Annotated in this window: 13 protein-coding genes; 8 read left to right on the top strand and 5 right to left on the bottom strand. The window is 78.6% G+C overall.

What is annotated here, in order from left to right; translation table 11 throughout:
* The first annotated feature begins 8 nt into the window (after positions 1-8).
* The 3 genes from LO771_RS00510 to LO771_RS00500 all read left to right on the top strand — a co-directional run bounded on the left by LO771_RS00510 (position 9) and on the right by LO771_RS00500 (position 5,178).
* Positions 9-1,880 carry a hypothetical protein gene (locus tag LO771_RS00510; protein ID WP_230647164.1) on the top strand — a complete coding sequence of 624 codons (1,872 nt, stop codon included), beginning with the start codon at positions 9-11 and terminating at the stop codon, positions 1,878-1,880.
* Positions 1,881-2,011: 131 nt separating this feature from the next.
* Complete coding sequence (locus tag LO771_RS00505) at positions 2,012-3,880, top strand: ATP-binding protein (protein ID WP_230647161.1); 1,869 nt, start codon at positions 2,012-2,014, stop codon at positions 3,878-3,880.
* On the top strand, positions 3,877-5,178 hold the full coding sequence (locus LO771_RS00500; RefSeq protein WP_230647158.1) for an SUKH-4 family immunity protein: 1,302 nt from the start codon (positions 3,877-3,879) through the stop codon (positions 5,176-5,178). The genes LO771_RS00505 and LO771_RS00500 overlap by 4 nt, the downstream gene beginning before the upstream one ends.
* 122 nt (positions 5,179-5,300) lie before the next feature.
* Here LO771_RS00500 and LO771_RS00495 read toward each other — a convergent pair whose 3' ends face one another.
* From LO771_RS00495 to LO771_RS00485, 3 genes are all read right to left on the bottom strand, one after another.
* Positions 5,301-5,840 (bottom strand): DUF6328 family protein, encoded by a 540-nt coding sequence (locus LO771_RS00495; RefSeq protein ID WP_230647155.1) that lies wholly within the window; start codon positions 5,838-5,840, stop codon positions 5,301-5,303.
* Positions 5,841-6,049: 209 nt separating this feature from the next.
* Complete coding sequence (locus LO771_RS00490; protein ID WP_230647152.1) at positions 6,050-7,873, bottom strand: ABC transporter ATP-binding protein; 1,824 nt, start codon at positions 7,871-7,873, stop codon at positions 6,050-6,052.
* Between the two features lie 120 nt (positions 7,874-7,993).
* The gene (locus LO771_RS00485) at positions 7,994-8,152 is read right to left on the bottom strand and encodes a hypothetical protein (protein ID WP_230647149.1); all 159 of its coding nucleotides are present in this window, start codon (positions 8,150-8,152) and stop codon (positions 7,994-7,996) included.
* 167 nt (positions 8,153-8,319) lie between these two features.
* Here LO771_RS00485 and LO771_RS00480 point away from each other — a divergent pair, with 167 nt between their 5' ends.
* Positions 8,320-8,940, top strand: a complete 621-nt coding sequence (locus tag LO771_RS00480) for a sigma-70 family RNA polymerase sigma factor (RefSeq protein WP_308188799.1) — start codon at positions 8,320-8,322, stop codon at positions 8,938-8,940.
* 101 nt (positions 8,941-9,041) lie between these two features.
* Here the strand turns inward: LO771_RS00480 and LO771_RS00475 are convergent, their stop codons facing one another.
* The gene (locus LO771_RS00475) at positions 9,042-9,710 is read right to left on the bottom strand and encodes a TetR family transcriptional regulator (protein ID WP_230647145.1); all 669 of its coding nucleotides are present in this window, start codon (positions 9,708-9,710) and stop codon (positions 9,042-9,044) included.
* A 129-nt stretch (positions 9,711-9,839) separates the two neighbouring features.
* On the opposite strand from LO771_RS00475, the gene LO771_RS00470 reads away from it, so the two are divergent.
* A complete protein-coding gene (locus tag LO771_RS00470) occupies positions 9,840-11,081 on the top strand; it encodes an acyl-CoA dehydrogenase family protein (RefSeq protein WP_230647142.1) in 1,242 nt (413 codons plus the stop codon).
* A gap of 132 nt (positions 11,082-11,213) precedes the next feature.
* Here the strand turns inward: LO771_RS00470 and LO771_RS00465 are convergent, their stop codons facing one another.
* On the bottom strand, positions 11,214-11,660 hold the full coding sequence (locus tag LO771_RS00465) for a hypothetical protein (protein ID WP_230647139.1): 447 nt from the start codon (positions 11,658-11,660) through the stop codon (positions 11,214-11,216).
* 752 nt (positions 11,661-12,412) lie between these two features.
* On the opposite strand from LO771_RS00465, the gene LO771_RS30495 reads away from it, so the two are divergent.
* The 3 genes from LO771_RS30495 to LO771_RS00455 all read left to right on the top strand — a co-directional run bounded on the left by LO771_RS30495 (position 12,413) and on the right by LO771_RS00455 (position 13,772).
* Complete coding sequence (locus LO771_RS30495) at positions 12,413-12,544, top strand: hypothetical protein (protein ID WP_255743571.1); 132 nt, start codon at positions 12,413-12,415, stop codon at positions 12,542-12,544.
* Between the two features lie 92 nt (positions 12,545-12,636).
* A complete protein-coding gene (locus tag LO771_RS00460; protein ID WP_230647136.1) occupies positions 12,637-13,299 on the top strand; it encodes a winged helix-turn-helix domain-containing protein in 663 nt (220 codons plus the stop codon).
* Positions 13,300-13,463: 164 nt separating this feature from the next.
* Positions 13,464-13,772, top strand: coding sequence for a DUF6401 family natural product biosynthesis protein (locus LO771_RS00455; protein ID WP_230647134.1), 309 nt, complete (start codon positions 13,464-13,466; stop codon positions 13,770-13,772).
* Positions 13,773-13,878 lie beyond the last annotated feature (106 nt).

The following is a 13,878-nucleotide window of genomic DNA, read 5'->3' as shown; positions in this document are numbered from 1 at the left end:
AGACGGCTGTGACGAGGACTGACGACGGGACGGACCCGGGGGACGGCGCCGCGGCGGAGCGTGCGGTGGGCCGCTGGGCCGCCGACGGGCCGCACGGACGGCTGCTGGTGCTGCGGGGCGTCCGCGGGGCCGGGAAGAGCGGCGTGCTGCGGCGGGTGCTGGCCGCCCTGCCCGGCACCGCCGTGGTGGAGTGCGCGGGCCGCGACGTCGACGACGTCGCCGCGGCCGTCCTGGAGGCGCTCGGCGCCCTCCCGCACGGCGTCCGGCCGCGCGGGACGTTCCGCGACCTGCTCGACGGGGCCTCCGCCGTGCCCGGCCTGGTGCTGCTGGACGTCCACCTGGCCGGTGCGTACCGGGGGTCGGCGGCGCCGCAGGCGGTCCTCGACCGCGTGGTGCGCCACCTGGCCCGCCGCGGCGGGCCCGCGGGGTGGGTCGCCCTGGAGGCGGACGCCTCGCTCCGGGCGGCCCCGTCCGCGACGACGACCGCGGTGGACCTCCCGGCGCCCGCCGGCCCGCCGCCGCACGCCCCGGACCCGCGGGCGGAGCGCACCTTCGACCCGGCCGACCTGCCGGACCTCATCGGCAGCCCCGGCTTCCTCGCGGCGGCCGACCGGGCCGAGCTGGTGGACGCACTGCCGCTGGCCTGGCCGGACGGCGTGCCCCACAACTCCCTCGCGGCGGACGTCCACTACCTCGACCTGCTCGGCGTGCGCCCCGGCCGCGACCGGCACGGCGAGTGGCTGGCCGCGCTCCACCACCGGCTGGTGTGCCAGGGCGCCGCGGACCTCGCGGCCCGGCTCGCCGACGGGGCCGACCTGCCGTGGCGCACCGTGTGGGCCCACTGGCTGCCGGCGGGCCGCTCGGCGGACGCCCGCCCGGTGCCGGGCCCGGTCGAGGCGGTCCTGCCCGCCGTGCTGGACGGGGACGGGCGGCAGGTCGTGGTCAGCCGCGACCCGGACGTCCCGGACGAGGACGTGGACACGGGCGCCGTGCGGGCCCGCACCGAGTACGTCTTCGACCTCGCCACGGGTGAGCGGCTGGGCGGCCCGTACCGGCGCACCGCCGGCTCGGCCGAGGCCGCACCCGTCCGGCCCGCCGATGACGGCTGGGAGCGGCTGACCTGGTCCGACGGCCGGCTGCGGGCCGCCGGCAGGGTGGCCGCCCCCCGCTTCCCCTTCGAGGTCACCGGCGGTGTGCGCCGCGGCGGCGACCTGGTGCTGGCCGGCGCCGACGGGATCTTCCGGATCGGGCTGTCGGCCCCGGTGGACGAGGAGGCGCCCGGCTGGGCCCGCACCCCCTTCGTCGAACCGCTCGTCTCCGAGGCCCTGGAGGACCTGCCGGCCGCCGCCGTCCCGCCCGACCCGCGGTGGCTGGCCGCGCCCTTCGCCGGACTGTGGCGGCCCGCCGCGGACGACCTCCCCGACGGCCTCGCGGACCCGGGGGCGCGGGCGTTCCTGACCGGCACGGGCATGCCGCTCGCCTCCGGCCGGGGCACGCTGTGGACCGGCCACCTGCCCGAGGAGGGCCTGGAGGAGTGGGACCGCGAGCCCGACGGCAGCGGCGGCGTCCGCGTCCTGTACCGGATCGGCCAGTGGCTGGGCGGTGACCTGCTGCTGGACGGCTCCACGGGCCGGGTGCTGCTGGAGGACCTCGACGGCGACACCGAGCACGCCGCCGACGCGCTGCCGGCCTTCTGCGCCATGCTGCGCCTGGTCTGCGAGCCGGGCCGCACCGTCCGCCAGGTCAACCGCCGGTACGTCGCGGACCAGCTCGACCACTGGCTGCGCGCGCTGGACGCCGAGGCCGCCGACGGCTGCTGGCACACCCTCCTGCACGAGCGGCAGGACCTCGACCCCGCCCTGTGGGGCGACGAGAAGTGACGCATCCGCACCCGCACCTGCATCCGCACCTGCATCCGCACCCGCCCGGCCCCCCCGGGGCCCCCGCGCCCGGCCGCGCCGGGCGGGCGTCCCGGCCCGCGGCTGCACCGTCCAGTCTGGAGGCCACCCGCGTGACCGGCCCGACCACCCACCGGCCCCACCCGCACGTCGGCGGGCGGGCCGCCGCGCTGCGCGCCCTGGCCGCCTGGCGCTCCCGGGCCGACGGCGCGCCCCGGACCGTCCTGCTCACCGGGGGCCCGGGCAGCGGCCGCACGCGCCTGCTCGACGGGTTCCTGATGCTCTGCGACCCGGAGTACCGGAAGCGGATCGACACCGCCGTCCTGGACCCGTCCACCGTGCCGGCGGGCGACCTGCCCGAGCCCCTGGTGTTCGACGCGGCGGGCCTCACCGCCGGCCAGCTCCTGTGGGCGGTCGCCGACGAGCTCGCCCCCTCCGCCGGGCGCACCGTCGAGGCGCTCCGCCTGCTGGCGGAGCCGCGCGTGCGGCCCGCGGAGGTCGTCGTCGCGGACACCGACCGGGCGGGGGTGCTGCCGCTGCCCGGCGAACCCGCCCGGGTCGCCGCCGAGGTGCTGCTGCCGCTGGCGGAGTCCCCCGGGGTCCGGCTCCTCGCCGACGTGCCGCGCGAACAGGCCCGGTGGCTGGCGGACCGGCTGCCCGCCGCGGAGCTCCTCGTCGTCGACCTCGACGAGGAGCCGTGGGCCGACCCGGCCGGACTGCGGCTCCAGGCCGAGCACGCCCTCGGCGGCCCCGGGGACGGCCCCGACCGGGTGGCGCGGGCCGCCGGGAGCCCCCTGGCGGTACGGCTGGCCGCCCGTTCGGCGCTCGCCGTCCCCGGGGACGGCGTCCCGCTGCCGCGGGGCGTCGGCGACGCCCTCGACGTCCACGCCGGGCGCTGCGGCACGGACGAGCTGACCCTGCGCCGCCTGCTCGCCCCGCTCGCCCTGGCCGCACCCGGCGAGCCGCTGCCCCTGGCGCTGTGGGCGCCGCTGGCCTCCGCCGTCGCCGGGAGGGACCTGGGGCCCGCCCTGGCCGGCGGCCGGCTCCTGCTGATGCCGTTCGTCGAGCCCGTCGGCGACGACGCCGACCCCGCCGTGCGCATCGTCCACCCCGCCGTCGCCGCGGAGGTGCGCGAGCGCTTCGGGGGCGCCGTCCGCGAGGTGCAGCGCCGCATCGCGGCCGCCCTCCTCGCGGCCGTCCCCGGTGCGGAGGGCGGCGAGGGGCCCGGCCGCTGGGAGCGCGCCGCGCCGTACGTGCGCGGGCAGCTGGCCGGGCACGCCCTGGAGGGCGGCGTCCTGCCCGAACTGCTGGACGACCCCGGCTTCCTGCTCCACACCGACCAGGTGCGGCTGCGCGCCGCCGTCGGGCACCTCGCCGCCTCCGGCGCCGGCCTGCCGCCGCTCGCCCGCACCTGGCTGCGGCTGGCGCCGCTGTTCACCCGCCACGAGGCCGGTCCGGTGCTGCGGGCCGCCCTGCTGGAGCACGCCTGCCACCGCGACGGCCTGCCCGCCCCCGACCTCGGCCCCGGACTGCCGTGGCGGACCCTGTGGACCCGGCCGCTGCCGGGCGTCACCGCCCTCACCGCGGCCGTCGCGCCCGACGGCACGGTGGTCGCTGCCGCCCACGTCCCCGGGGCGGAGCCCCCGCTGAGGGTCCACGACGCCCTCACCGGGGAGCCCGTGGAGGCCGCCCCCGAGCAGCTGGCCCCCCTGCCGGAGGAGCGGCGCGAGGCGTGCCCGGTGCGGCTCGGCACCGGCGGGGACTACGTGCGCCTGTGGCCGCGCGAGGGCGGCGGCCCGTCCGGCCTCCTCCTCTCCGCCGGACCGCTCGGCGGCGCCGACGTCACCCCGGACGGGGTGCTGCTGGTCGCCGACGCCGCCGGCCTCGGCGCCCTGCGGCTGCACCTCCCCGCCCCGGGGCGGGCCCGGGCCGCCGCTACTGTGGAACCCCCCTCCGGCTCCGAAGGAGAGCGACCCGCGTGACGACCCGTGAGCAGGCGATCGAGGCGGCCCACCGGTGGATCAACGGCGACCGGCCCGAGGAGCGGTGGCGCCGCATCGGCGTGCACGAGTTCGACCTGGGCTGGGTGCTGTGGGCCGAGCCGCAGGAGGCCCCGGCGGACGCCCCCCCCGGCGCACGGCGCGCCCCGGCCGAGATCGGCCCGGCGTGCGCGGTCGTCGACCGGGGGACCGGGGAGCTGACCCACTGGCCGTCCGTGCCCGTCGAGGAGGTCGTCCGGCTCTACCGGGACAAGCTCGGCGCCGGCACGTACGACCCCGCCCTGCCGCCGGCCGTCGGCCCGGGCGCCACCGCCGTCCTCACCTACCGTGACGCCGCGGGCGAGGAGCGGAGCCTCTTCCGGATGTCCGCCCCCGGCACCGGCCACCCCGAGGTCGCCGCCTTGCGCGAGCTCCGGCGGCAGGGCGTCCGCCCGGAGGACGTGCTGGCCGTCCACACCGACCTGCGCCCGTGCGAGCTGCCCGGCGGCTACTGCGCCGCCGCGCTGCTCGCCGAACTGCCCGTCGCGGCGTTCTCCTACAGCCACGACTACGGCCCGCGCTACGACCGCCGCGCCGCCGCCGTCCGCGCCCTGGCCGACGCCACCGAGGAGGTCTTCCGCAGCGCCGGCCGCCCGGTCCCGCCGCGCCCCAACCGGGTGCCGTTCCCCCGCGACGTCCCCGCCGCCGGGCCCGAGCGGGACGCCGCCCTCGGCCGCCGCCTCGCCGGCCTGTTCGGCGCCGAGGGCGTGCACCGCGCCGACGCCGACGACACGGCCGCCTCGCCGCTGCCCGAGCCGGCCCGCCACACCCTGGTCTGGGCCGGCCTGCCGGTCCGCGTCGAGGGCTTCTTCGAGGTCCTGCCCGGCCTGGCCGACGTCGCCTCCCACCTGGCCGCCGCCGGCCGCGGCGCCCGGGTCCCCGAGCACACCCGCGCCCTGCTCGCCGAGTACGTGCTGCTCGGCACCGACGGACACGCCCTGGTCGCCGTCCAGTGCGGCGACGGCGGCACCGGCACGGGGGCGGGCACCGGCCGGGTCTGGGCCGTCGACCCCGGCAACGGCACCGGCCGCTACCTGAACGCCGACCTGTCCGCGTACGTCCGCTGCCTCGCCCTCCTCGCGGAGCGGCGCCCCGCCCTGCGCGGCCTCGACCCGTACGCGGCCGCCACCGCCGTCGACGCCCTGCAGCGGGACCTCGCCGCCCTCGACCCCACCGTCTTCCAGGACCCGGAGAACTGGTGGGCGGTCGTCGTCGAGCAGATGTGGGACGGCCTGCTCTGACCCCCCGCTCCCGGCGTGTCTGACCCCCCGCTCCCGGCGTGCCGGGCCCGGTACGGCGACCGGGCCCGGCACGCCGGGAGCAGGGCAGCGGCCGCGCACCCCCGGCTCCCCCCGGAGAGGGCTCACTCCCCGGGCGGCCGCCGGCTCTCCGGCCGCTCGCCGCGCCAGCGGATCCAGTACGGGACCAGCAGCCAGCAGACCGCGAACCAGACCATCACCGCCGCCGTGGTCCACACCGCGGCCGCCCGGCCCGTCGCGACGTGCAGCAGGAGCAGCAGCGAGGAGCCCACGGTGAGGGCCAGCAGCACCACGCCGAGCCCGGTCAGCCGGGCGGCCATCTGCACCAGCTCCGGCTTCAGCCGCCGCCCGCTGAGCATCCGGTGGAAGGAGACCGGCGCGATCAGCGCCCCGGTCGCCGTCGCCCCCAGCACCACGGTGACCAGGTAGACCCGGCGGTCGAAGTCGCCCAGCCGGGCGAAGCGGGGCGTGAAGGCCACGCTCAGCAGGAAGCCGAGCAGGATCTGCACGCCCGTCTGGGCGACCCTGACCTCCTGGAGCAGCTCGGCCCAGCGGCGGTCCGCCCGCTCCTCGGGCGTCTCGTCGCGGCCGTGCCGCGGGCCGGGGGCCCGCTCGGGGCCGGTACCGCCCGGATCCTCGCCCATGGCCGCCTCCCGCCGCTCGTCCCCGACCGGGTGCCCGCTGCGCGGGGCGCCATGCCCCGCCGAGCGGGTGCGGTCCCGCCCGGCCGGGACGCCGGGGGCCCCTGGCGGCGGCGCGCCGGAAGCCCCCGGCCGGGGCGGCCGGGGGCGGAACCGGGCCGAGGGGGCCGGGACTCCCGGCCGGGCGGGCTCGGGCGGGGACTCGGGCGGGCTCAGGCGGTGCCGGCGCTCCCCAGGCGGTCCGCCGGCCGCACGCCGTGGCCGACGCCGTCCGCGGAGATCTCCAGGACCGCGTCGGCGTGCCGCAGCAGGGCCGGGTCGTGCGTGATCAGGACGGTGGTGCGCCCCGCCATCAGGCGGTGCAGCGGCTCCACCACCCGCGCGGCGGCCTGTGCGTCCAGTCCGGCGGTCGGCTCGTCCAGCACCAGGACGGGCGTGCCGCGCAGGAAGGCCCGGGCCACGGCGATCCGCCGGGCCTGGCCGCCGGACAGCTGCAGGCCGTCCTCCCCGAGGACGGTGTCGTAGCCCTGCGGCAGGGCCCTGACGAAGGCGTCCGCGTCCGCGTCGGCCGCGGCCCGCTCCACCTCCTCCGCGGTCGCGTCCGGGCGCCCGTAGGCGATGTTGTCCCGGACGGACGCGTGGAACATCTGCGGCTCCTGCGGGAGCAGCGTGACCGCGTCCCGCACGGAGACCGCGGTGGCGTCCCGCAGGTCGGTGCCGTCCACGCGGACGGCGCCGCGCTCGGGCTCCATGAACCGCACCAGGAGCTTGGCCAGGGTGGACTTGCCGCCGCCGCTCGGACCGGTCACGCCGAGGACCTGGCCGGGGGCGACGTCGAAGGTGACGTGCCGCAGGGCCGGCCGGTCGCGCCGTCCCGGGTAGGACGCCCGCACCCCCTCGCAGGACAGCCGGCCGCGGACCCCGGTCAGGGGCCGGGCGCCGGGCCGGTCCCTCACGGGCGGCTCGGTCGTCAGCAGTTCGGCGACGCGCTCGGCGCCGGCCCCCGCCGCGCCGAAGGAGGCGACCAGGCCGGAGAGCTCCTGGGCGGGTCCGAAGAGCTGGGTGAGGAAGGCCGCGAAGGCGAGCAGCCCGCCGATGGTGAGGGCGTCGCGGGTGAGCTCGAAGGCGCCGAGCCCGACGACGAAGAGGCCGCCGACCACCTCCAGGACGTTCAGCAGCGCCGGGTAGGCCAGGGCGGTGCGGGCGGTGGCGAGGTCGGCGTCCATCAGGGCCCGTCCCTGCCGCCGCACCCGCTCCACCTCGCGGCCCTGCTGGTTGTAGGCGTGGGCGAGCGCGGAGTTCGCGAGGCTCTCCTCCACCACCGCGGTGACCCCGCCCTCGCAGCGGCGCGCCTCCCGGGAGAGCCGCTGGATGCGGGCGCCGAAGCGGCGTGCGGTGAACCAGAACAGGGGCGCGGCGGCGAACGCCGCCAGCGCCAGCGGCCAGCTGAGGAGGAAGGCCGCGCCCGCGAAGAAGACCAGGGTGATCAGGGCCGTCGCCGCCTGGATCAGCCCGGAGGCGACCAGCTGCTCGATCTGGTCGATGTCGGTGGTCAGCCGGGCCACCACGTCGCCGTGCCAGCGGCGGCGCAGCGTGTCGGGCGGCAGCGTGTGCAGGTGCTCGACGACGGCGGTCCGCAGCCGCAGCAGGAACCGCTCGGCGACCCGGGTGGCCGCGTACTGGCCCAGGTACGCCAGCAGTGCCCCGAGGACAGCGATGCCGATCATGGCCGCGGCGAGCGGCCAGAAGGCGGAGAAGCGGCGGGGGACGAGGACGTTGTCGACCAGGTCCTTGAAGAGCCACACCGACACGACCTCGCCGGCCGAGCCGGCCACCAGCAGCACGACGCACACCGGCAGCCACCACCGGTCGGGGTGCACCCACGGCCGGAAGCGGCGGAAGATCTCGCGGAAGGGGAGGGCGGGGGCCAGGGCCACGGGGGCCCGGTCAGGGCCCTGCGGGCCGGCGTCGCCCGCCCCGGGCGGCCGCCCCGCGGCGGACCGTGCCGCCGTCGCGCCGTTCGGCTTCTCGGTCACGTGCACCTCCGGGCTGCGTGTCGGCGGTCCCCGCAGCGGAGCGGGGGTGCTCCGTGCAGTGGAGCGGGGGCCGGCGTTCGGGCCGGCCCCCGCGGTGAGGATCACTGTGAGGCGCTACTCCTAGTAGTAGTAGCGGTGGAAGCGGCGGAACCGGCGGAACCGGCGGTGGCCGTAGCCGCCGTAGCCGCCCCAGCCGCCCCAGCCGCCCCAGTCGTCGTCCCAGTCGCGGCCGCAGCGCCGGCCGCGTCCGCCACCGAACGGTCCTCCGAAGACGCTCATGGTGCGTATCCCTTCTTCGGCTCGGGAGGGAGATGTTTCGACCCTGTGGTCGACCTCCCCGCAGAGGTGTACGTCCCGGACTGCCGAATGGATTTGTCCGATTGGTTGCTTTATGACACGCTTTAAGAAGACTTGACCTTTCCCGCCGCCGCACCGAGGAGGCGTCAGTGCTGAGGAGCGCAGCGTCCCGGAACCCCGTGGCGGCCCCGGCCGACGAGGCGGCCGGGCAGCTGCCGGACGAGGCCCTGCTCGCAGGGCTCGTGGCGCGCGACCCGGAACTGGCCGCCGCCTTCGTCCACCGATTCCAGCGGGGGATCCTCGGCGCCGCGACCGCCGTCCTGCGCAATCCGCGGACCGCCGAGGACGTGGTCCAGCAGACCTACGAGCACGCGCTGCGGCACGCCCGGGCCTACGACCCCGACCGGGGGAGCGTGCGCCGCTGGGTCACCGCCATCGCCCACAACCTGGCGGTCGACGCCGTCCGCACCCGCTGCCGCACCACGCCGGTGGACCCGGACGTCGTGGCCGCGCTGGGCGGCGGGGCCGCGGAGAGCTCCGAGGACCAGGCGCTGGCCCGCGAGTCCGCCCGCCGCTGCCGGGCGGCCCTGGCGGCGCTGCCCCGCGAGCAGCGGCGGGCCCTGGTGATGGCCGGCCTCTACCTGATGACCGCGCGCGAGGTCTCGGAGCGCGAGCACATCCCGCTGGGGACGGCGAAGACCCGCATCCGCCTGGCCAAGGGCAGGGTGCGCGAGGCGCTGGCGGCGCAGGGCGCCGCCCCCGGCCGCTGACGCCCGGCCCCCGTCCCGGTCCGTCCCGGCCCCCCGGCCCTGCTCCTGGCCCCCCGGCCCTGCCGCCGCCGCCGTTCCGCGGGCCCTCCGCGGGTCCTGTCCTACTCCTCCGGCTCCCGCTCCCGGGGGGCGGCCCCGGTCGCCGCCACCGGCCGCTGCCCGGCCGCCGCCAGCCGCCCCCACAGGAGGTCGGCAAGGGCCCGGACCATCTCCTCGCGCGGGCAGGGCCGCTCCGCCAGCCACCAGTCGCCCGCCGCCAGCACCATCCCGGTGATGCCGCGCCCCCAGGTCTCGGAGAGCAGGTCCGCCTGCGCCCCCAGGTCGACGTGGCGGCGGACGGACGCGGCGATCTCGTCCGCGATCTTCTGCAGCGCCGGCGCCAGCGGGCGGCCCGGGCCCAGGCCGTCGGCCGCCTCGGGGTGGGTGAGGAAGCGGTACACCTGCGGCCGGGCCTCGATCGCGGCCAGGTAGGTGTCCAGCACCGCCTCGACCAGGTCGCGGCGCTCCAGCGGCAGCGCCAGGGCGGACCGCATGGCGCTCAGCAGCCCGGCGGTGTGGCGCTCCGCCAGGGCGGCGAAGAGCCCCTGCCGGTCGGTGAAGTGCCGGTACAGGATCGGCTTGGAGATGCCGGCCTCGGCGGCGATGGCGTTCATGCTGGCGCGCGGGCCGTCCCGGCGGATGACCCGGTCGGCCGCGTCCAGCAGTTCCTTCCTCCGCTGTCCCGGCCCGCCCGCGGCTCCCGCCGGTGCCGCCGTTCCGTCGCCCGCCATGGCGCCGCTCCTCCCTGGTCGCGCCCGGTGGGCGTTGACATCCACTACTGATCGGTAACAGACTTCGTACGAGGTTACCCGAGGTAACACCAAGGCGCGCGCGTTCCGCGGACCCCACCGGAGAGACCGATGACCTTCACGTTCGAACTCAACGACGACCAGGCCGCCGTCCGCGACTGGCTGCACGGCTTCGCCGCCGACGTCGTCCGTCCGGCCGCGGCCGAGTGGGACGAGCGCGAGGAGACCCCCTGGCCGGTCATCCAGGAGGCCGCCAAACTCGGCATCTACTCCCTCGACTTCTACGCCCAGCAGTACTTCGACCCCACCGGCCTCGGCATCCCGGTCGCCATGGAGGAGCTGTTCTGGGGCGACGCGGGCATCGGCCTCGCCATCGTCGGCACCACCCTCGCCGCCGTCAGCGTCCTCGCCAACGGCACCGAGGAGCAGATCGGCACCTGGGTCCCGCAGATGTTCGGCACCCCCGACGACGTCAGGGTCGCCGCCTTCTGCTCCTCCGAGCCCGACGCCGGCTCCGACGTCTCCGCCATGCGCACCCGCGCCGTGTACGACGAGGCCAAGGACGAGTGGGTGATCAACGGCACCAAGACCTGGGCCACCAACGGCGGCATCGCCGGGGTCCACGTCGTCGTCGCCGCCGTCGACCCCTCCCTCGGCGCCCGCGGCCAGGCGTCCTTCGTGGTCCCGCCGGGCACCCCCGGCCTCAGCCAGGGCCAGAAGTTCAGGAAGCACGGCATCCGCGCCTCGCACACCGCCGAGGTCGTGCTCGACGGCGTGCGCGTCCCCGGCCACTGCCTGCTCGGCGGCAGGGAGAAGCTGGACGAGCGCCTCGCCCGCGCCCGCGAGCGGGCCGCCGCCGCCTCCCGCGGCGAGTCCGCCGGCAAGCGGGGCGGGAACGCCGCCATGGCCACCTTCGAGGCGTCCCGCCCCGCCGTCGGCGCCCAGGCCGTCGGCATCGCCCGCGCCGCCTACGAGGTCGCCCTCGACTACGCGAGGACCCGGGTCCAGTTCGGCCGCCCCATCATCGACAACCAGGGGATCGCCTTCACCCTCGCCGACATGCGCACCCGCATCGACGCGGCCAGGCTGCTGGTCTGGCGCGCCTCCTGGATGGCGGCCAACGGGAAGCCGTTCACGGCCGCCGAGGGCTCGATGTCGAAGCTGTACGCCGGTGAGACCGCCAAGTGGGTGACCGCCCAGGCCATGCAGATCCTCGGCGGCAACGGCTTCACCCGCGAGTACCCCGTGGAGCGCATGCACCGCGACGCGGCCATCTACACGATCTTCGAGGGCACCTCGGAGATCCAGCGCCTGGTCATCGCCCGCACCCTCGCCGGTGTGCCCATCCGCTGACCGCGCCCCGGTGCCCCGGGCCGGCGCCCCTCCCGCGTGCGGGGGAGGGGCGCCGGCCCGGCCCGTTCCCCGGCCGTCAGCCGTCAGCCGTCAGCCGTCAACGGCCGCCCGGCACCCGTCGGCGGCCGCCCGTCACCCGTCCGCCGCGGACCGGCGGCGCAGGCCGTGCACCAGTGCGTCCGTCACCGCCCGCGCCTGCCGGGCCAGCTCCTCCAGCCGCGCCCCCTCCGCCTCGTACAGCCGCAGCGCCTCCTCGACCACCGCCGGCCCCGTCCCCAGGCCGGCCAGGTCCACCCGGGCCGAGCGGTACCCCTTGCGCAGCGCCACCAGCTCGGCCTCGACCTGCAGGAGCACCTGCCGTGCGAGGAGCACCGGCTGCCGGTGGAGGACCCCGTACCGGCGGTAAGGGGCCGGCAGCAGCCCCCACAGCCAGCGCTCCGCCTCCGCCTCCCACCCGGGCACCCCCGGCGGCGGCACGTCCGGGGGCCACCCGACGGGTGCACCCCCGGACCGCCCGGCGGGCGCACCGGAGGGCTGCCCGGCCCGTGCGGCGCCCGGCGGACGGGGGTCCTCGCTCATCCCTCCACCGTGGCCCCGGTCCCGCCCCGGCGCCACCCGGCCCCGGCCGCCCGGCCCCCGACGCCGGCCGCCGGGAGCCACGCTGCCCGCAGCCCCACCGCCCTCAGCCCCGCCGGCCGCCTCCCCGCTGCCCCGGTGCCCCGGGTGCGCGCCGCGGGTACGCGGCGGCCCCCCGGGTAGGCGGCGGACACGGCCGACCGGCCGCCCGGGACCGCCGCGCCCCAACCCCCGGCGGCCCGCAGAGCCCGGGGGCCCCGCCCGGCCGGGCGCCCACCGGCGCCGGCCGGACCGCCGCGCCCGCCTGACGAGTGGAGGAGAGAGACGATGCACAGCCCAGCCCCGGGAGGACGGGACGCCGCCGGGCGGGCCGCCGCCGGCACGGTGCCTCCCGTCCCCGAGCCCGAACCGCTCCGCCCCGGCCCGGACCGTCCCGAACCGGAGCCGCCGCCCGGACCCGTACCGCCGGGTCCCGTCCCGCCCGCCCCCGGGCCGCTGCCCGGCCCCGGACCCGAGCCGGAGCCCGTTCCCGCGCCCCCCTCGCCGGGGCCGCTCCCCGAGCCCGAGCCGCAGCCGCTGCCCGCGCCCGAGCCGCCGCCCCCGTCGATGGGCTGACGCCGTCGGGGGCGCGGCGGCGCCGGTGACCTGACGCCGCGTGATCCGCGGGCGCCGGACCGGACGCCACCGGTCCGGCGCCCGCGGTGTGCCCGGCACCGGGGCGGCGGGCACGCCCCTCCTTCTGGTTGAATGGGGGCATGGACACCACCACGACGGACGGAGCCGGGGGTCGCCACGACCTCGAGCCGTTCTGGCCGTCCCGGCAGGGCCACCACTTCGACCAGACGTGTCCCCGCGTGCCCGGCGCGCACGGACACGCCTCCGCCTGACCGCCCGGACTCCTCCGGGGTCGGGCCGCCGTGTCCGTACCGCGCGCAGACGCCGCCCAGCAGCCCTCTCGCGCGAAGGACCCGAACCCGCCATGTCGAACGTCTCCACCCTGCCGGCGACCCCGCCCACCGCATCCTCCCCCGTCCCGCACCTGCGGGCCCTGCCTCCGCACGCCGCGCGGACCGGCGCGGCGCCGCAGTCCCCGCCGCAGTCCCCGCCGCAGCTCCCGCAGCCGTTCCCCCTGCAGCTCCCCGAGGGCGCCACCGTGCTCGCCGCGCTGCCGGACACGGCGCTGCCCGAGCAGCTGCTCGCCCGGTACGCCGCCGACCGCTCCGGTGCCCCGATGGTCGGCTACCTCGTCCTGGTCCCCGCCTCCGCCGTCCCGCCGCCCGCACCGCTTCCCGGTCCCGACCCCCTGCCGGAGCCGGAGCCGGAGCCGGACCGGGGACCCGGGCCGGGCGTCGCCGTCGACACCGACCGGCGCACCGTCCACGTCGACGGCGTGCCGCTCGACCTGACGTACCTGGAGTTCGAGCTCCTCGCCCACCTCACGGCGCACCCCCACCGGGTCCACACCCGCGACCACCTGGTCTCGGCCGTGTGGGGGTACGGGCACGTGGGCGACGGCCGGACCGTGGACGTCCACGTCGCCCGGCTGCGCCGCAAGCTGGGACCGGCCTACCGCGACAGCATCGTGACGGTCCGCCGGGTCGGCTACTCGTACGCGCCGCCCGCCCGGGGCGCGGGCGCCTGACGGCAGGGTGCGGCAGCCGCCGGCCCCGGCGGCCCCGGCGCGGTCCGTCTGCGCCCGGCCCCGGGGCCCGGCGGCACCGGGCCCGCCGGTGCGGTCGCCCTGGTGTGACCAGGACCACCTGCGCGGGGGGTTTGGGGTGACGAAAGCGTGATTAGTGTGGACGGATGCCCCACGAGAGCCCCATCCCGGACCCGCTGGCCTGGCTGACCGCCGCCTACGGCCCCGAGCTGTCCCGCCTGGAGGAGGACCCAGGCCTGCTCGCCGCCGTCGACCAGCACGCCGCCGCGGTGCGCGACGCCGTCCCCCTCGACGCCCCGCACCTCTCCGACTACCTCCTCGGGTTCCTCGACGAGCTGCACGACCGGGGCTGGCGCCCGCACGACCCGGAGCCGTTCCCGGCGCTGCGGCTCACCGCCCTGTGCTGGCTCGCGCGCCGCGCCGGGCTCCTCCCCGCCGACGACTTCCTGGCGTGACCCCGGGTCCGCGCCCGGCCGCCGTCCCGCCGGGCCGTACGACCGCCGGGCCTCTGGAGGACCTGACCGCAGTGCCCGGTGCCGCCCCTCGCCCCGCGGTGGACCC

The sequence above is a fragment of the Streptacidiphilus sp. ASG 303 genome (genome assembly GCF_020991365.1).
GTDB lineage: Bacteria > Actinomycetota > Actinomycetes > Streptomycetales > Streptomycetaceae > Peterkaempfera.
This window is presented reverse-complemented; position numbering and strand designations above follow the sequence as displayed.

Bases quoted from the DNA above. Each gene is read 5' to 3' on its own strand.
- LO771_RS00495 (WP_230647155.1), bottom strand. From the start codon at position 5,840: ATGGGCGAGGATCCGGGCGGTACCGGCCCCGAGCGGGCCCCCGGCCCG.
- LO771_RS00485 (WP_230647149.1), bottom strand. From the start codon at position 8,152: ATGAGCGTCTTCGGAGGACCGTTCGGTGGCGGACGCGGCCGGCGCTGC.
- LO771_RS00475 (WP_230647145.1), bottom strand. From the start codon at position 9,710: ATGGCGGGCGACGGAACGGCGGCACCGGCGGGAGCCGCGGGCGGGCCG.
- LO771_RS00470 (WP_230647142.1), top strand. From the start codon at position 9,840: ATGACCTTCACGTTCGAACTCAACGACGACCAGGCCGCCGTCCGCGAC.
- LO771_RS00465 (WP_230647139.1), bottom strand. From the start codon at position 11,660: ATGAGCGAGGACCCCCGTCCGCCGGGCGCCGCACGGGCCGGGCAGCCC.
- LO771_RS30495 (WP_255743571.1), top strand. From the start codon at position 12,413: ATGGACACCACCACGACGGACGGAGCCGGGGGTCGCCACGACCTCGAG.
- LO771_RS00460 (WP_230647136.1), top strand. From the start codon at position 12,637: ATGTCGAACGTCTCCACCCTGCCGGCGACCCCGCCCACCGCATCCTCC.
- LO771_RS00455 (WP_230647134.1), top strand. From the start codon at position 13,464: ATGCCCCACGAGAGCCCCATCCCGGACCCGCTGGCCTGGCTGACCGCC.